The 19,218-nt window shown below is 42.6% G+C and carries 8 protein-coding genes; 3 read left to right on the top strand and 5 right to left on the bottom strand.

Annotation, left to right across the window (positions count from 1 at the left end):
- Positions 1 to 7: 7 nt before the first annotated feature.
- The 5 genes from FNH22_RS16005 to FNH22_RS15985 form a co-directional block, all read right to left on the bottom strand.
- Positions 8 to 3,493, bottom strand: coding sequence for a right-handed parallel beta-helix repeat-containing protein (locus tag FNH22_RS16005; protein WP_143399418.1), 3,486 nt, complete (start codon positions 3,491 to 3,493; stop codon positions 8 to 10).
- Positions 3,494 to 3,660: 167 nt separating this feature from the next.
- Positions 3,661 to 5,199 carry an alpha-L-fucosidase gene (locus FNH22_RS16000; RefSeq protein ID WP_143399417.1) on the bottom strand — a complete coding sequence of 513 codons (1,539 nt, stop codon included), beginning with the start codon at positions 5,197 to 5,199 and terminating at the stop codon, positions 3,661 to 3,663.
- A 109-nt stretch (positions 5,200 to 5,308) separates the two neighbouring features.
- Positions 5,309 to 6,814, bottom strand: a complete 1,506-nt coding sequence (locus FNH22_RS15995) for a hypothetical protein (protein ID WP_143399416.1) — start codon at positions 6,812 to 6,814, stop codon at positions 5,309 to 5,311.
- A gap of 17 nt (positions 6,815 to 6,831) precedes the next feature.
- Complete coding sequence (locus tag FNH22_RS15990) at positions 6,832 to 8,481, bottom strand: RagB/SusD family nutrient uptake outer membrane protein (RefSeq protein ID WP_185154253.1); 1,650 nt, start codon at positions 8,479 to 8,481, stop codon at positions 6,832 to 6,834.
- Between the two features lie 23 nt (positions 8,482 to 8,504).
- On the bottom strand, positions 8,505 to 11,633 hold the full coding sequence (locus FNH22_RS15985) for a TonB-dependent receptor (protein ID WP_143399414.1): 3,129 nt from the start codon (positions 11,631 to 11,633) through the stop codon (positions 8,505 to 8,507).
- A gap of 271 nt (positions 11,634 to 11,904) precedes the next feature.
- Here FNH22_RS15985 and FNH22_RS15980 point away from each other — a divergent pair, with 271 nt between their 5' ends.
- The 3 genes from FNH22_RS15980 to FNH22_RS15970 all read left to right on the top strand — a co-directional run bounded on the left by FNH22_RS15980 (position 11,905) and on the right by FNH22_RS15970 (position 19,181).
- Positions 11,905 to 16,164: a two-component regulator propeller domain-containing protein gene (locus FNH22_RS15980; RefSeq protein WP_143399413.1), complete on the top strand. Its 4,260-nt coding sequence runs from the start codon at positions 11,905 to 11,907 to the stop codon at positions 16,162 to 16,164.
- 109 nt (positions 16,165 to 16,273) lie between these two features.
- Positions 16,274 to 17,830 (top strand): alpha-L-fucosidase, encoded by a 1,557-nt coding sequence (locus FNH22_RS15975; protein WP_143399412.1) that lies wholly within the window; start codon positions 16,274 to 16,276, stop codon positions 17,828 to 17,830.
- A complete protein-coding gene (locus FNH22_RS15970; protein ID WP_143399411.1) occupies positions 17,823 to 19,181 on the top strand; it encodes a family 43 glycosylhydrolase in 1,359 nt (452 codons plus the stop codon). Before FNH22_RS15975 ends, FNH22_RS15970 begins: the two co-directional genes overlap by 8 nt.
- Positions 19,182 to 19,218: the final 37 nt, after the last annotated feature.

Raw genomic sequence — 19,218 nt, 5'->3', positions numbered from 1 at the left:
TCTTATGTCAATTAATGACGAACTTCTTTATCACGGTCCTTTTATCAGCCGTTAGTCTAAGGACATAAATTCCTTGCTTCAAAGACCTTACATCAATAAAATCATTACCAGGGGATACCAGACCTATAGCTACACGCCTTCCCTTAAGATCATTCATCACATAATGATGACTTTCCTGAAGCCCTTTTACAAAAATGGCCTCTGATGATGGGTTAGGGTAAATTCTCAACTCGAATGCCTGACCCAATGAAGTTACTACACTACACTCACCTTCTTCCGCTGCCACCCCGGTATTACCTTCTACGCAAGTCCCGCACTTATCCAGGTAAGCCGTTCCATTTTCATCCCCATTGCAATCTATCTTTGCCACTCCCTGAAGCTGCCAGTCCGGTCCGGCCGTCCAATAGGGCTGACCTCGTTCATAGGCCCCGGCATCCGGCGCCTGACCTGAAAAACCTTCTGTAAAACCTTCAATTTCAATACCGGAATCCACCGCAGGAGAGCTTGCAGAAGGCATAAAATTAAGCGCTTCATAATCCACAAAAGGACGGGCGTCCAGTTTGAGAATGACGGAATTCTTTTCCTCCGTAAAATGAAGTTCCTCGTTGTTAGCCAGTGTATTGAAAAGAGGCACGTTGGTGAATTCGTAGCCATTGACCCACCTGCCCATTGTACTGCTTTCAGGACCGTCGTTACTCCAGATCGTATTGTTGTAGATCAACAGGTTTGTACCCGCCCAGTTGATCTGTATCCCTGTCCATTCCAGCCCCCAAAGCACGTTATGATCGACGATGACATCTTTGGTGGTATTATCCAGATATATACCGGTACCCTTAAAACTATTAAAATTATTATTGCGGGAAGAAATGTCGTGTATCCAATTATGATGAATACGCGTATTTCCATAGCTATTACAACAAAGGTATATACCTCCGCAGTCATCATTAATAAGATTAGAATGATGTATGTCATTGTAGGCCACTTCAGCTCCCGTTCCACCTCCGTTGATCGCATCTCTTCCCGCGTTGAAGATCTCATTGTGCAATACTTTATTCTCCCCTTCAAGCCTTATAGGTGCTTCATAGGACCCCAGGTAGTCAAAATTGCCGATATAGTTGTTACTGACGGTATTATTCGTCCCCCTCAGTAAAATTCCCGAACCTGCTCCCCATTGTATGTTATTACGTTCAATGGTATTATCCGATGAGGTTGAACCAAAAATAATAGACGCCTGCCCAGTCCTGAAAGACCTTTGCTGATCAGAACCTGTGATACCGGTAGTATGGTTTCCGTATAGGATCTCACAGTTTTTGATGATGCACCTTTGCGCATTGCCCATGAGTATGTTACCCCCTGTCAACTTTATCCCTTCAAAAGTAATGTCTTTTCTGCCATCCAGGTCAAGGAGTGTGGTCCGTTGCCTGACCTTCACTTTCTTATCTGACAGGTCTTCACCATTCGGGGCCCTGAAATAAAGCTTCTTTTGGCTATTATTAACATACCATTCACCGTTAGCATCAAGCGCTTCGAGGGTATTCATCAGGAAAAATTCTCCACCATTTGATGGGTTATGACTACCGCCATAATCCCAGTTATCTGAAAGGGTGGCATAAGTAACCTGTCCTGAAGCATATCCTGTCAGCCTCCTGCGCCATGAGGTCCATCGGGACTTGCCCAGGAACCAAACGATACCCCCATTTCCCCAATCCTGATCAGGTATATTACTGTTAGTAATTTTAGTTACATCACCTCCGGCCACTACTGCTTCAATGTCAAATGGATTGAAATTCGTTTTATTGGGCCATCGGGCTAGTATCATGATCTGATCATCATACAGGAGCATATTTTCTGCACCGAGGTTCACCGGAATGTCAGTGACATAGGTACTTCCCTGGTAAGTTTGCCAGCCGCCCAACTCATCAAAAGCCGACAGTTCCACATCCGCACCATCGGCGGCCATAAACTTAACATCATCATTGGCAGGCACAATACTTTCCCGGTACACTCCTTCCTGGATAATACACATCTCACCGGATATCATAATATCAGCTGCCTGTTGTATGGTAAGAAACGGAGCTTCCTGTGTACCGGGGTTTGAGTCATCTCCTGATTTGGAAACATAAAAAACCCCATCAGTACATTCGGCCCCGGGTGACATACAGCTTAACACCTGGAAAGTGATTTCCTTGGTACCTGCGTTATAATTTTCATTACCCGCCTGCGTAACCGTAACCGTGACCTCTCCTACCGAACCCTCTACAGTCACTTTATCTCCTGAAATAGTAGCCGGACCGGACACAGCATATTCCAACGTCAAACCTGAATTCGTTTCCGCTACAACATTGATCATTCGCGCTGTTTGATACACATCGGCAATCGGTTCAATAGTAATGATTTGGTCAGCCTTTAGAATGTTTATCGTTCGACTGACCGGCGGTGCAGCGTTAAAAGACCCGTCTCCACTTTGAGTAGCTCTAACTACGGCCTCTCCCGCTCCTGTAATGGTAACGACATTTCCCTCAAGAGTGACAGGGCCACTTTCAATGAAAAAATTTACCGCTAACCCTGAGCTCGCTGTACCGCTGAGGGGAAAGGGAGCATCTCCAAATTTCTTTTCAGGGACTGCATCAAACGATATGGTTTGCATGGATTTGCCAGGGTCCGTTACCAGTAATGTCCGAACAACGTCGGCAGCAGGAGAAAATTCAGTATTTCCCGCTTGTGAGGCAGTAATGTCGGTACTTCCATCTGCAATGATACTCACCATATTTCCCGAAATGGTAGCTACGTTTAGATTAGAGCTGGTGTACGAAACATCCAAACCGGAAGACGCCGAACCGGTGAGCATAAAATCCGTATCTCCCACCTCTTTAGCCGGTAAGGCATCAAATGTGATCTGCTGTGCCGTTTTGACCTCTTCTGCCACTAAGCTAAAATCATCTATATAATATTGACCAACTGCTGATTTAAAGTCCAGATCAAAACGTATTTCACTGAAATCAGAATCGGCTGCATCTGCGTTAAACAGGAAGGACACCTCCTGCCAACTCCCCCCCTGGTAGGAAAGGGTCTCTGAAGCTATAATAATAGGTTGCTCAGGTAGCTCCTTAGTAAAATCCCCAACCGTTACAATCACTTCCTGGTCGCCACTATTTTCCGCAAAAATGTAAAACTTAAAACGATAGGAAGCGCCCTTTTCCATACCCGTTACTGTACGTCTTATCCCTGCCAGACCGGGTGCATCCGCTCCAAGGGTTCGATCAATATTGATAGAAACACTGTAACTCCCGGACCGCACTACTGTCTGCCCCCTGGAGGCAAACATGGCATTGTCATTCCCCCAGCGTTTGAAAAGCCAGTCATCATTAATCTCACTCCATACGATGTCCTTGTCCTCAAACCCGGCATTAAAAGCCACCAGGTTATCCTGGGCGCTAAGCTTCATCACACATGAAAGAAGAAAAGCGCTAATTGTAAATATTCTTAATACCATCTTTTAATCCGTTTTTACATCTGCAAATGATCTACAACTTATCATAGCTTTCCTATCACAAGTATGTTTAGAAGCCCTGTCATTATGATCTGTTATTGGGGGTTTGGGTTGAAGAGTTTCAAAGGCCGTGAAGGTCTTTGAGTAGCTGGTCTTCGTGTTTTATTTTTTTAAATGCTCACTTTAAAAGCACACGCATATTTTCCTGTATCGTCAGGATCCATTTTGATCAGTAAACCCTCGGAAGTTTGCTCCCACTTCACCTTTTTAGCGCCATCCAGTAATTCTACCTTTTTGATTTTCTTTGCCTTAAGGTATTTACTATCCTTCGAAAGTGATTTGATCCTGTATTTACCATTTGCATTAAAGTCCATGGCGATAGCGTATATGTTATCCCCTTTGGCGGTGAACCGGAAATCGGCAGAGGTAAGGTCTTTATTTTCTCCTTCCGTATGATGACCTGTAGCCACTTTAGTAGGGCCTTCTCCAAATACCACCCAAGGCCTGGAACCATAAATGGCTTCTCCATTTTTATGCAACCAGTCACCTAGCTCAAATAATACCGCCTGTTGATCTTCCGGAATAGTACCATCTGCTTTAGGGCCTACATTCAGTAGCAGGTTACCATTTTTACTTACGATATCGATCAGGTCATCTACTATCGTGTTAGGTGTTTTTGAATCCCAACCCTCAACATAGCACCACGAATTTTTCCCAATGGAAGTGTCTGTTTGCCATGGATATCGGTTGATATCAGACATTTTACCACGTTCCAGGTCAAGTACATTGGTCCCTTTGGGAAAGGATTCAAAATTTCCGAAATTTTTGTTTTGAAGTACTACGCCTTTGTTCCATTCCAGTCCCTTGTTATAATAATAAGCCGCCAGTTTAGGGTGATAAGGGACAAATTCTTCCTGGTCCATGAAAAAATCAAACCAGAGAATATCAGGTTGATAGTTATCCACAAGATCGACTACCCTGTCCATCCAGGTGTCCAAAAACTCCTTAGAAATAGTCGTATCTGACAATGGCGTTATTTTTCGCCCATAAAAATCCGCATACTCGGGATCCATGGTATCGAAATGTTTCTTTTTGTTAAAAAAGGTCCAGTTGAATGCATAATGAGACGATGCCCCTACCTTTAAGCCTTCTTTTTTGCCAGCACTCATGAGCTCCTTTAATATATCTCTTTTGGGGCCCATATCGACCGAATTCCATCGTGTGATCTTAGAATCATACATGGCGAAACCATCATGATGTTCCGCTACCGGCACTACATATTTAGCCCCGGACTTTTTGAAGATAGAGATCCATTCATCCGCATCAAATTTCTCCCCTTTGAACATAGGGATAAAGTCTTTATAACCAAATTCTTTTGGATCACCCCACGTTTTCAAGTGATGTTCATACACATGATGTGCGCCAGTACTTTTATGATGTAGCTGGGCACTGAAGTTAGCGGTGTCCATATACATATGCCTCCCATACCACTCAGAACTGAATGCCGGTACGCTATACGGCCCCCAGTGTATAAAAATGCCGAGTTTAGCATCCTGGAACCACGCAGGCGTTTCATACTTTTTAAGTGATTCCCAGTTAGCTTCGTAGGTAGTAGAATCCGTAGGGTCTTCAAACTTTCTGTCTACTACTGCATAAGCACCCAGTACTACCAATAATGTTAGAGAGATGTATAAATAACTGAACTTCATTTTATTCTAGTTAAGTGTGAGATCTACTTTGATCAGCTCATGGCCAATATTACCTTCTACTATTTGAGAACAGCCGCATCTTTTTGAAAAAGATGCGGCTAACCAATGACTATTGATCTATTGAAAATATTTTAAAATCGTCAAAGAAATAGGTGATCGGTACATCTTCTTCTCCCAAAAACTGAAAGTGCATTTTAAAATCATCCCAAGTATCGACTCTTACGGCCAGCTCTACATATCTGGTATGCCACTCTCCATCAGCAATTAAATCATTTCCACCATTGAAAACTTTATAACCATCTGACCATCCAATACCCGGTTGCAAACGTAGTGTCCATTGACCATTATGTGAAACACTCTGTTTGTATTTGAACTCTACTGCATATTTTTTTCCAGCTTCTAATGGTAAGTCAATAACTGGGCTTTGGGTAAAGACATTGTTCCTCAATCCGTTATTGGGAATAGTTACTTTCAGACTAAACCCTCCAGAAAAAGCATCTTCGGTAGTTGCCTGTATTGTAGCCCCAGTAGGCGCAGGTCCAAATGGAGCCGCAAGTAGTGTCGATCCTAACTCAAATCCAGGGTCAATTGACTCTGCCAAATTTGGTTGGTAAAGCTCTATATCTAAAGGCCCAAAAGGATCTAGCACATACTCATCCGTAGAGACAATTCCACCCCCCGCCAGATACTCGATGGTCGCGGTTTGAGTATTCTTAATATTTTCTTCCGGCGTTATAATAAGAATACTTTCATCTGTATTATCGATTACTAAGGACTGAATGGTCGCTTCCATACCATCTACCATAAGCCGGAAACTTTCAACCCCGGCAGTTTCTACTGTGGATTGCTTTACACCCCGGCTAAGTGCCATTCTGATCACCCCTTCACCATCTTCTGCAATATTTACTACATCAACGGGTTGGGTAGAGGGTACAACTGTCATAAAATTTTCAAGGGACACGGTGTCAGCCCTGCCCTCCGGAAATCTGCGTCTGGCTATATATTCCAGATCATACGTTCCCAATCTTTTATAGATAACACTTATTACACTATCCGCTTCATCGTCCGGCTCGGCATTGAGCGTTGCTCCTCTAAGAGTCCATACATATGTGTCAGGATCTCCTACACTAATATCACGATAATAAACCGTAGACCCGGCTTCCACTTCCAAACCAGTAGCAGGCACTTCCGTATAAATACCGTTATTAGCATCAGCTTCACTAAAGGTGTAGCCAACTTTAGCTGTTATAGTATCCAACACTGTCACGTTAAAGACAGTATCTACGTCCATACTTGGGTCAGGAAAAGTAGCTTGAAGGCCTACCTGAAATACCCCCACTTCATCGAATCTCACATGGAGGAGATTCATTCCGGAGAGATCTGCTCCTTCAGAGGCGTTGAGAACTGTACCATTAGGTGGAACGATCCAGTTCCGTGTCACAACTCCTTGAGAAGCATCAATGAACGACGAGTAGTTGTTGATCTCTATCGTCGGTTTAGTTCTTTGGACAAGTGCGTCAACAATATTAGGATCTCCAGGTATCTCATAGTCATTTTCACAAGACCACAACAGGGCTCCCAACAATACCAATAGTAATAAATTTGCTTTTTTCATCTTCATTAGCTTTTAGATCAACCTTCTGTATTTCCTGAACCCAGATTATTATTGGACGTCCTTTCCGTGGTAGGTATTGGAAAGTAATAATGCGCTGACGGACTAAAGTTACCTGCCGCTTCCACATACTCTCTCAAAGGGCTAGCGGCGGTATCTATTGCCGGATCATAATAACGTAATACTTTTTCGACTATCACAAATTCCAATTCTGCTAAACGGTCGTATTGCTCTTTAACCGCATCCCATCTACGCAGGTCTTTCCAGCGTATGTCCCTTCCTTCAAACATTAATTCTAATGGGCGCTCTACCCATCGTATGTGCTCCATCAGACTGGTGGCATCATAATCCGCTGCCACAAGGCGTCTGACACCTGAACGTCGTCTGATTTCATTGACCAGGTCTAAAGCCACATCAAAAGACCCGCCGGTTTCCAGCAGACATTCGGCATATAACAGGTTGATATCTGCCAGACGGTAGACTCTTTCATTGATGCCTGACCTGCCAAGCTCGTCTTCCGCTGTAAGCTTCCAGTTTTGGAACTTCTTGAGGTAAGATGCTTCCTGATTATTGTAAGGCCCACCTTCATCCGAAGGTCTGCCGTAAAAAGTGGAAAATTCATCATCGGCCATAGCAATGGACTCGGAAGCCCGGATAGAGAATGTTCTGCCTTCATTGCGAGGGTCTGACATATCCATAGAATCTGACTTGAACAACATGGTCACCCAGTATGAGGGCATAATCACCCTGAAACCCCCACCGGTAGTAGTCGCTAGCGTTTCGGCTCTATTGGTAGACTCTGATCGGTTAGCACCATCATTGGCATTCCCGCCAAAGCCATCTTTAAAAGCTTTGGAATACGATACCTCGAAGATAGATTCCGAATTAAATTCATGCGCTTCATCGAAGTTCCAGCCTATTTCAGGGGTTAAACTGTAAAGTCTGCTATCTATGATCTCTTTCAAATAATCACGTGCCGTTGCGAAATCCCGTTCGTTAATGTACAGATCCGCCAGAACAGCCGTTGCTGCTCCCCAGGTGGCTCGACCCACATCGCTGGGAGGCCAGGTCTCTGGTAAGTTCTCCCGGGCATATTTCAAGTCCGCATCTATGAGTGCAAATACATCCTCTTTCGGAGCAAGTGGCTGGTTAAAATCAGACGCATCTTTGGCGATTTCGGTGTAAAGCACTATACTTCCTTCGTTATACGAGGTATACAACCAGTAATAGTAAAGTCCTCTAAGGAATCTTGCCTGTGCCAGGATCAATATTTTATCCTGTTCGTCCATCTGGATGTTGGGCGCATTTTCTATGACCTGATTTGCACGATTGATTCCTTCATAATTATCGTCCCATGCTGATCTTACGATGCTCGAATTATCATTGAAGGTCAGCCTTTGCAAACCTTGAGCATTGGCATTCCAGGTATTTGGTCTTCCCACGTCAGAGCGTACAGGAAATTGTGACGATGCACTACCTCCCATACTACCCGGCAGTTGTAACGCTGCATAGGCACCGATCAATCCTTGTTCCAACTGACTTTCATTCTTCCAGAAAGATTCAGTACTTAAGGCATTGATATTTTCTTCCGTTAGAAAGTCATCCACATCACAGCCTAATGTGAAAAAGGCCAGAAGTACGAGTGTTATTTTATATAATGTATTTTTCATCATTTTCATCATTTAATATCGACTTAAAACACAAGTTTCATTCCAAGTAGCAATGACCCACTCACAGGATATTTTCCTGTATCTATTCCATTCAATAGTGGATTACCAGAGGCAACTTCAGGGTCAAATCCTGTATACTTTGTGAAGGTCAGCAGGTTTTGTGCGCTGGCATAGAACCTGACCGTTTCAAAACCAGCCTTTTGCACGACCGCTCGTGGCAATGTGTATCCCAGTACCACAGTACGCAATCTCAAATAAGACCCATCCTCCATAAAAAAGTCTGAAAAAGTGTTGACATTAGGATGTTCTATTTCCTGACGTGGAGAAGGTATAGGAGAAGTAGGATTAACCTCAGACCAGGAGTAAACAAGGTCTCTATGGCGGTTAAAAGCATATGCATAGGCTTTCGGTCCGTTGTAAACATCAGCACCCTCAACACCAAAAAACTGTATCGTCAAGTCAAATCCTTTGTAATTCAGGTTCAGGTTGATACCATATTCAAAATCAGGATAACTATCACCATAAAACTGGCGGTCGTCATCGTTAATGGCACTATCACCATTCACATCCACGTACTTGAGGTCTCCCAACTGGGCACCTCGCCCTATCTGGTCGGTGACGGCAGCTTGGTATTCAGTCAACTCCTCTTCAGTCTCAATGATGCCGTCCGTAGGCACAAGGTAGAAAGCACCGGCGGGCAACCCTCGCTTGTATACTTTTGTCGGATTGGTCTGACCAAAACGAACAATATTAGGCCATCCCCCAAAGATGGTTTCATCACCAGACATTTCAAGTATCTTATTCCTGTTTCTGGTGAAGGTACCTGAAATTTTAAAACCCAGGTCGCCTATCTGATCCGTATAACTCGCGGCTATTTCAACTCCGCGGTTTCGCATGTTACCGATATTCCTAATAACGTTAGTGAAGTTATCCTGGGCACCGGCAGAAACAGAAGTCGCAACCGGAAGTATCATATCCTTTTTTTCCTGATCATATATGTCTGCCGTAAGATTGATCCGTCCATCCAATAACTGAACGTCAAAACCGAGGTTATGACTTATATTAGTCTCCCATATAAGATCGGGATCAGCAAAACCGAATTGTGTCAATCCAGGAGCAAGTCTTTCTTCTTCGCCTGAACCAAATATGTAATCCGCCGCAGAATTAACCACAGGTAAAAATGCATAATCCGGTAATCTGTCACTGCCCGTCTGTCCATAACCGTACCGCACCTTAAACTGGTTTACTACATTCGTTAACGGGGCAAAAAACGCCTCTTCTGAAATAAGCCATCCCGCTGAAAAAGAAGGGAACCATCCCACATTGTTGTCCGGAGAGAACCTGCTTGAAGCATCTCTTCGTAATACCGCCATAAACATGTAACGGGAATCATACGTGTAACGGAAACGCCCCAGGTAAGACATAGAAGTAAATCTCGTCTCTGTTTGACGTGCCCCTAAATCGGCAATATTTTCAAAAACGGGCGTTTCATTGGCAGAAAGTCGGGTGCCTTCAAACCTCCTGTTGTTACCGTCAGCCGTCTCCCAGGTATTCCCCACCAAAAAGTTGAACTTATGTTTCTCAATCTCTTTTTCATAATACAGCGTATATTCCTGGATAGTCCTGACATTGTCTCTGATGGTATTGTCCAGCTCGGAAATGATAGGTCGCTGCGCTTCGCCTTCCGCGTTCTCTATTACGAACCCGGGCTTAAACAGACGTTGATTGAAATTCGCTATTGAACCTCCAATGTTCGCAGCAGCTGTCAACCCTTTCACTAGTTCGTAGCTCAACCTGATATTACCATTGACATTATTACCTATGGTGGTATTTTCCTCCTGCAGTTTGGCAAGAAAACCACCGATGACCTCAGGATTAGTACCGTCAAACGCGAATACGTCTGAAACCGGATCAGTGCCCGAACGATAAGGCACCTGACGGATGGCATCGTATTGTAAGGCCCATGGCTCAGATGAACGATTGTCACGGCTATACCCTATGGTAGACTGTATCTTTAATTTGTCTTTTTCAAATGTGGTGTTGGTCCGAACTGCCGCTTTATTATAGTCTGAGTTGATCAACACACCATCTTGAGAGAAGTATGACGCCACCAGGTTAAACTGTAAATCCTCTTTCCCTGTATTTACCGTCAATGTATGACTTTGGATCGGCGCATTGTCCACTTGCAACTCATCCAACCAGTCAGTATCAAAGTCAAGGCCCTCTTGATTATTTTGTAATGGTGAAACAGGATCATTGACCAAAAATCTATCTTGCAGATCAGCTATATACAACGCTTCTGCCGTATTGGCTAGTTCAATACCGGAAGTGATGCGTTGCACACCGTAATACGAATCTATTGTGATTTTGGTCTGATTCGGCACACCTGATTTGGTGGTGATCAAAATAACCCCACCGGAAGCACGCGCGCCATAAATAGCAGCTGAAGCACCGTCTTTTAGCACTTCGATAGAGGCGATTTCCTGTGGCGCAATATTTGGGTTAGTCACATAAGTGACTCCATCTACCACATATAAAGGCTCAGATCCTTGCGTATTGGCATTGTCTGCTCCTCCGGAAAATGTATCTCCACTCAATGAAAATCCTGTCACCCCTCTGATCGTTATCAAAGCATTGGATCCCGGTGCACCACTGACAGACCGGACACTTACCCCGGCCATCTGCCCCTGTATTGCCGAACCAAAATCAGAAGTGATGATTTTTTCAATTTCTTCCGATTTGATCTGAGAAATGGCACCCGTAACTTCTCTTCTGGCCTGCTCTCCATACCCGGTCACTACGATCTCTTCCAGTGACTGGACATCGATAGACATGGTTACGTTAATGGTAGAACGACCACCCACCTTAATAGCCTGGGTCTTGTAACCAATAAAGCTAAATTCTAATGTTGCATCCGGATTTTTAACAGACAGGCTGTAGTTGCCGTCAACATCTGTAATAGTACCCTGATTTGTTCCTTGTACCAGTATAGCCACACCGGGAAGTCCTTCGTTATCTTCATCGGATGTAACTTTACCCTGAACTGAAATCTGCGCATATCCAGAGGTTTGGATCATGAACAGCGCCAACAGCAAAAGCCAGGCCGGCTTCTTAATGACTGTTTGGAACCTCGCAAGTAAACACTTTTCCATATAGTTTAGTTTTAGTTTAAGATGTAGTAAGGATTATAAAATGATCTTGTTAGATCATTATTAATCAATACATTGCCAAATGTAGTTTATCAGTATTTCCAAGAACGTGATTTTTTTTCGCAAATAGCGGGGGGGAATTTTAGCCAGGGGGTGTATTTTGTATTTGTTAGAGAGGGTATTTTGAAAAGTGAGCTTTGGAAATGTATGTTTAACCAAATAAATAGTCACTTTAAATCGAATTAACCCAATAAAAAAGCGTAACCATCACAAAATGAAAGGTACGAACAACCCACTTTACTCTTTATATCACTGGATGTCAAAGATTTCCGCATCCAAGAAGGAATATATAACCATTAACATAGCATTATGTTCCGTTCTGCTATTTATCTATGGGAATATCTATGCTCAGGACTCCAGGTTCCATGATCATTTTGATATTTATTCCACTAAAAACGGATTATCTCAAAATGATGTCAGAAGCATTTTTCAAGACTCTTATGGTTTTATCTGGATCGGCACCAATGGGGGACTCAATCGCTTTGACGGGTATTCCTTCAAGATCTACCAAAAGGAGGTCAACAATGATAAAGCCATTTCAAGCAACCTTATAAGCGCCATTGCAGAAGATGCTTATGGCAACCTATGGATAGGCACAGATGATGAAGGAGTGGTAATAATGGAAAGAGCTACCAACAGTTTTATTTCAATCAAAAACAAAAATACTTCCTCAAAACTGTTAACAGGCAATCATGTATTATCCATACTCATTGATAAGAGTAATTTCATATGGGTAACGACTACTACCGGTGTAAACAAAATTAAATATGATTACACCACCAAAACACCAACGATAGAGCATTTAGTTGCGTCAGAAGATAACCCATACTCCATCAGTCATAATTACGTGGCATGCGCTTTTGAAGATAAATTGGGCAATGTATGGTTTGGCACATTGAATGGTCTGAACCGATACATTAACACGGATGCAGGCAATAACCACCAGTTCATTCATTACGGGAGTCCTAATACAGGAAGGGTTCGATCTATTGTCAGCAATGACAGTTCCTTAATAATAGCTGCTGCCAATGAACTTCTAACCCTGTCTTTTAAAGAGATCAACAAGAATAATCCACGTTTTACTACGGTAATAAGTAATACGTACGATAAAGTAATATCCGATGCTAACAATAACATTTGGGGGACGAATGTAAACGGTGTATCAGTGATCTATTACGATAATGGAACGATGTCCACCCACCAATTCACACATAACTGGGCGGACCCTCATAGCCTGAGTAAAAATATTGTTTCGGCCATTATAGAGGACAACTCTGGTATTTTATGGATAGGCACTAACGGCGGAGGGATAAATCTCTACAACCCTAATCGCAAAAATTTCAGTCATCACCATAAAAACAAACATGCCAACAGTCTTTCTTACAATAAGATCCGTGCTATTATGGAGGACCAAAGAAAAAACTTATGGATCGGTACGGAAGGTGGTGGGTTAGACCTGCTTCCGTTTAACAGAAGCCAGGATTATGACGATGGTTTCATCCACTTTGATATGAATGAGCAAATCGGGGGCGAAAACTACGCATATTCCATTGAAGAAGTCTCTTTCAAAGGTTCTACAAGGATATTTGTAGGTACCGGCTACAGTTCACACCTTGAAGTACTGAATATTACCGACCAGGAGAACATTACAAAATCAGTTTTTAATGATCTGAACCTCCAAGGTTCAGTCTTTACTTTATTATTTGATTCGGATAGTATCCTTTGGATAGGCACTTATAGTAATGGCCTCTTTCGGGTGTATTTTGATGAATATGGCAACTATATTAGCTCTTCTCGTTTTGTGCATAACAATTACAATGAATCAGGAATATCATCCAACGTAATAAGGAGTATAACGGAAGACAGAAATGGGAATTTATGGATAGGTACGGATGAAGGTATCAACAAATTAGCGCGTGATGAAAAACTAAAAAAATCTCCCATTTTCATCAACTACAAACATGATGAAGAGGATTCACTCAGTATTAGCTACGATTATGTATTGAAGGTCTTTGAATCCAAAAATGGTGACCTGTGGATCGGAACACTCGGCGGCGGGCTCAATAAGATCATAAAAGGCACCACACCAAACAATGATAAATTTGAATGGATCACCACTAAAGACGGTTTACCTGACAATGTTGTAAAGTCGATTGAAGAAGATCCGGAAGGAAACCTATGGATATCCTCTAACGGCGGGCTTTCAAAATACAACCCGGTTACTAAAGAATTTGTCAATTACGGGATCAGTGACGGATTACAGGATACCGAATTCGGTGAATTAGCCTCTACGAGGAGGTCCAACGGAGAGATGGTCTTCGGCGGGGTAAGTGGTTTTAATGTATTTCGTCCCAGCGAGATCCAAGCGGATACACTGAGAGCTGATGTAGTATTCACAGACCTGCAAATACTCAACAGATCTGTTGAGACAGGGAAGATGGTAAATGGAAGGGTTATTCTCAAGGACAATATCAATAAGGTCAAAAAACTGAAACTGGGATATAATGAAAACAGCTTCTCCCTGGAGTTTGCCGCACTGCACTATGCTTCCCCCGAAAAAAACAAATATGCCTACAAACTGGAAGGTTTTGATAAAGAGTGGATCTACACAACGTCACAAAATAGAATTGCCAAGTATACCAATTTATCGGCAGGAGAGTACACACTGCATGTCAAAGCAAGCAACAGCGATGGGTTTTGGAGTGATACGCCGTTAAAGCTGGAGATAACCGTAGCACAACCTATCTGGCTGACCAATCCTGCCTTAATCGTTTATGTGGTGCTGTTTTTGAGCGGGCTGTGGTTTTTCAGAAAGTTCACACTCATCACCAACAGCCGAAAAAATCAACTGTTCATAGAACACCTGGAAAAGGAAAAAATTGAAGAACTCAGTCAGCTCAAGCTAAAATTCTTTACAAATGTATCGCATGAATTCAGGACACCATTGACGTTGATTTTAGGATTGATAGAACGGCTCAAAAATCCGCTGTATTCTCCGGGCAAAGATGAGCTCAATAAGTACTATGACAAAATCCATCGCAACTCACAGGTATTACTAAACCTTGTCAACCAGTTGCTGGACTTTAGAAAAGTGGAACAAGGCAAGCATATCATCCGCGTTATGGAAGGTAACATCTGTCAGTACGTGCAGAACCTGTGTGATAATTTCAACGAGCTTGCTCGCAAAAAGAAAATAGATTTCACCTTCATTTGCGATCATGATATCATAGGCTGGTACGATCGGGATATCATAGAGCGAATGATATTTAACCTACTCTCAAATGCTTTTAAGTTTACCAATGAAGAAGGGGAAATAACCGTTAGCCTTGAGTTGGATGAAAATGAGGACCTGCTTAGACTGGAAGTGAGTGATAACGGTATAGGCATGTCAAAAAAACTACAAGGACACCTTTTCGAAAGATTCTCGGATGCTTACGTAAAAAAGGAACATGGATCGGGAATCGGACTTAGTTATACTAAAGGTTTGATAGAGTTATATCATGGTAACATTACCTTTACCTCAAAGCTTAATCAGGGAACCACTTTTTCTCTCACATTTCCCTACAAGAAGGAGGCATTCGTTAACGATGTGATCCTGGATGGTAAAGAGGAACCTACGGAAACCTCAAAAGATGTAAATTGGGTACTGGAACCTACCATTGAAGAGATACAGAATGAAGACGAAGAAAAAACATCTCATAAAAAGGAACATTCTGTACTTCTGGTAGAAGATAACCGTGACATTCTTTTCTTTCTGAATGAACATTTTAAAAACAGCTACACCATCACTACTGCCAGTGAAGGGAAAGAAGCTCTTGAGATCTGCCTGAAAAGTCATATTGACCTGGTAATAAGCGATGTAATGATGCCTGGAATGGATGGGTTGACATTTTGTGAAAAGCTCAAGAACGATGACCGCATCAATCACATTCCCGTGATCTTACTCACCGCTAAAAAATCCCTGGACAACAAAGTGACAGGGTATGAAAAAGGTGCCGACGCTTACATTTCAAAGCCTTTTGATATGCATGAGCTTGAAACACGTATGGAGGGTCTCATCCAATCCAGACAAACACTGCTTAACAAAATCCGTAAAAATGTAGACCTGTCTCCTTCGGAGGTAGAAGTTACTTCACTCGATGAACGTTTTCTTAAACGGGTACTCTCCTATGTGGAAGAAAACATAGGAGTATCAGAATTTACGGTAGAAATGCTGGCAAAAGAATGTGGTATGTCCCAGCTACATCTCAACAAAAAGCTCAAGATATTGGTAGGGAAAACGGCTAACGTCCTCATCAGAAGTATCCGCCTTAAAAGATCTGCTCAGCTTCTCTCTAAAAAGAGATATTCGGTCAATGAGGTAATGTATGAAGTCGGGTTTACGGACGCCAAATATTTCCGGACCTGTTTCAAAAAGGAATTTGGTATGACTCCCTCTGACTATCAGAAGGAACATGGAGAAGAAGTTCAGTAATTCTCACCAGGCAAATGGAACACATCCACCGCTAAACCCTTTGCGCGGACTGGTTTAATGTAATCCAAATACCTTTATTATCCATTATTAATTCTTAATACCAGTGAATATGGTTCAGCCAAAATTTTATAAGACTTTTTTACTCGTTACTGCATTCTTTCTGTTGATTTCAATTAAGAATAATGCACAGAAATTTCAACCCAACTGGGAGTCTCTTAAGCAGTACACTACCCCTGAATGGTTTGAAGATGCCAAATTCGGGATTTTTATCCATTGGGGCCCTTACGCTGTACCCGAATTCGGTAGTGAATGGTATGGGTACCATATGTACCGGCCTACATTAACTCCGCATACTACAGGCATCCCAACGGAAAATACCAATCCCACTTACGAATTTCATAAAAAGACATTCGGCAAACCTAAAAAGTTTGGGTATAAAGACTTTATTCCAATGTTCAAAGCAGAGAAATTCAACGCAAAGGAATGGATGGACCTTTTTGAGAAATCCGGGGCCAAATATGTAGTGCCTGTAGGGGAACACTGTGATGGCTTTGCCATGTATGAAAGCTCACATACAAGATGGAACTCAGTGAATATGGGACCTAAAGTAGACGCTCTTGGGGAGCTGGCTGCCGAAGCACGGAAAAGAGATATAAAAGTAGGTAGTTCTTCGCATCTGGCTTACGGATGGTACTGGTGGCACTATGCAAAAGGTTTAGATACTACAGATCCTGAATTCAGGGATTTTTATAATGAGCCTCATGCCTTTACCGACCCTCCTACCAAAGAATTTAAAGACCTTTGGTATAAAAGAGCTATGGAGATGGTGGAAAAATATGAGCTGGACCTGATGTGGTTTGATTTCGGGTTTTGCACACCGGACTATGAAGAATACAGGCTCGACTTTCTGGCCAACTACTATAACATGGCTGAAAAATGGGATAAAGGAGTGGTTCTTAATTATAAAAAGATCCGTTATGAACCTATCCCAGACGGCGCAGCGGTGCTGGATATAGAAAGAGGAAAAATGGACCGTATACGGCCATGGCCATGGCAAACAGACACCTCCATAGGACGTAATTCCTGGTCTTTTGTAAAAGACTGGCAAAATAAGCCCGCAGAAGAACTTATTGATGAATTTGTGGATATCGTGAGTAAAAACGGCAACCTGCTTTTGAATGTAGGCCCGAAAGCAGACGGTACTATCCCCGAAGATCAGACACAAACCTTATTGGATATTGGTAAATGGCTGCAAATTAACGGCGAAGGGATATATGCCACCAAGCCGTGGATCATCTATGGCGAAGGGCCATCGCGTTCCGGAATTGGTGATCACACAGAGTACGATCAAAAGGCGATGAGTCCCCGTGATATTCGTTTCACTACACGGGACAATTATATCTATGCTTTTGTAATGGACTGGCCTACTGAAGATATTCTGATCAAATCTATGTCGGCAGATATTGCTTCCTTACCTGATCCAATTGTCAACATTGAATTACTGGGTTCTTCGGAAAAAATCACCTGGAAAAAAACCGGCGATGGTCTTAAAATTAATCATCCTGTCAATAAACCGGAAAACGCTTTTGCAGCATACGCTTTTAAAATCGAATTAAAAAAAGCTCCTGATGGCATATTCAAAAAAGACAACGGAGATTATGAATAAAAAAAAGCTGGTCCGGCTTATAAACACACTTTGGTTCTTTTTAGCGCTTTTACCTGCTTTGGTAGTGAAAGCCCAAAATCCGTTAGTCACCCACCGTTTTACGGCAGATCCAACAGCCAGGGTCTTCGATGGCAGATTATACGTTTATCCTTCTACGGATATTGTACCTCCCGAAGGAATAGATGCCCCTCGTTTTTGTATGCCTGGTTATCATATTTTCTCAACAGAAAACGGTGCTTCGTGGAAAGACCATGGCCAAATACTTGACCATAACGAAGTACCCTGGGGCAAAAAGAACGCTTATGGCATGTGGGCACCGGATTGCATCAAACGTGGAGATAAATATTACTATTACTATCCTGCTCCTCCTAAAGACGGGAGCGCTTTCAGAAGAATAGGTGTCGGTGTATCCAAAAGCCCCGGTGGCCCTTTTAAGTGGGAGAAAAACTATATTGAGGGGGTACAAGGGATAGACCCCGGATTACTGTTAGATGGTGACAGCGCTTATTTATATTATGGTGGCGGAGAAGAGCTTTTTGTAGCGCCACTCAAGGATAATATGAAAGAAATTGCGGCTGAGCCAATAAAAGTGAATGCATTACCTTCAGGGTATAAAGAAGGTTCTTTTGTCTTTAAAAGGAATGAGTTGTACTATTTCACCTTTGCACATGTATTTCCCGACGAAGGTTACACGATCGCCTATGCCACCAGTACAAACCCCATGGGGCCTTACACCTACAGAGGGAAGATCATGGATAATATATCTAATGGTACCAATCACCATTCTATCGTAAAGTATAAAGATCAGTGGATCTTATTTTATCACTGGTGGGACATTAGCGGCTTCAACAAGTTGAGGTCCATGCGTGCAGATTATATCCACTTTAAAGAAGATGGTACGATCAAAAAGGTTAAACCCACCTTAAGAGGAATAGGTACACCCGGTTTGGGAGATACACTACAAATAGATCGTTACAGCTCTATACATTTAGCCGAAACGACCTTCGTCAGTGGCAATGAACCTGACGGGTGGATGGTACATAATACCCAACCCGGTGGCTTTGTACGATTTGATCGTGTAAATTTTGGTGAAGGTACAGCGAGTAAAATAACTGCACGAATGGCATGTGGGCAACGTGTAGGTACCTTTGAGGTAAGGCTGGACAATCCAAAAGGGAAAGTCATTGCAACATTTGAAGTAACCCATACCGGTGGCTGGAATCATTGGAAAACCATTACTACTGATATAACTGAACCGGTAACAGGAATACACGATCTTGTCGTTGTATTTCACTCCGAGTGGGGATTAAACAAAATTGTAAACCTCAACTGGCTGTTAATAGAAGATTAAACACTATGCGCTTATTCTTATTGAACTTATTAAAAAA

The organism is Fulvivirga sp. M361, from assembly GCF_007097395.1.
GTDB lineage: Bacteria > Bacteroidota > Bacteroidia > Cytophagales > Cyclobacteriaceae > Fulvivirga.
Note: the sequence above shows the minus strand (reverse complement) of the source record. Positions and strands in the feature narration are given on the sequence as shown.

What these genes read in the sequence shown, in the direction of transcription:
- FNH22_RS16005 (WP_143399418.1), bottom strand. Translation starts at nt 3,493, where the DNA reads ATGGTATTAAGAATATTTACAATTAGCGCTTTTCTTCTTTCATGTGTG.
- FNH22_RS16000 (WP_143399417.1), bottom strand. Translation starts at nt 5,199, where the DNA reads ATGAAGTTCAGTTATTTATACATCTCTCTAACATTATTGGTAGTACTG.
- FNH22_RS15995 (WP_143399416.1), bottom strand. Translation starts at nt 6,814, where the DNA reads ATGAAAAAAGCAAATTTATTACTATTGGTATTGTTGGGAGCCCTGTTG.
- FNH22_RS15990 (WP_185154253.1), bottom strand. Translation starts at nt 8,481, where the DNA reads ATGAAAAATACATTATATAAAATAACACTCGTACTTCTGGCCTTTTTC.
- FNH22_RS15985 (WP_143399414.1), bottom strand. Translation starts at nt 11,633, where the DNA reads ATGGAAAAGTGTTTACTTGCGAGGTTCCAAACAGTCATTAAGAAGCCG.
- FNH22_RS15980 (WP_143399413.1), top strand. Translation starts at nt 11,905, where the DNA reads ATGAAAGGTACGAACAACCCACTTTACTCTTTATATCACTGGATGTCA.
- FNH22_RS15975 (WP_143399412.1), top strand. Translation starts at nt 16,274, where the DNA reads ATGGTTCAGCCAAAATTTTATAAGACTTTTTTACTCGTTACTGCATTC.
- FNH22_RS15970 (WP_143399411.1), top strand. Translation starts at nt 17,823, where the DNA reads ATGAATAAAAAAAAGCTGGTCCGGCTTATAAACACACTTTGGTTCTTT.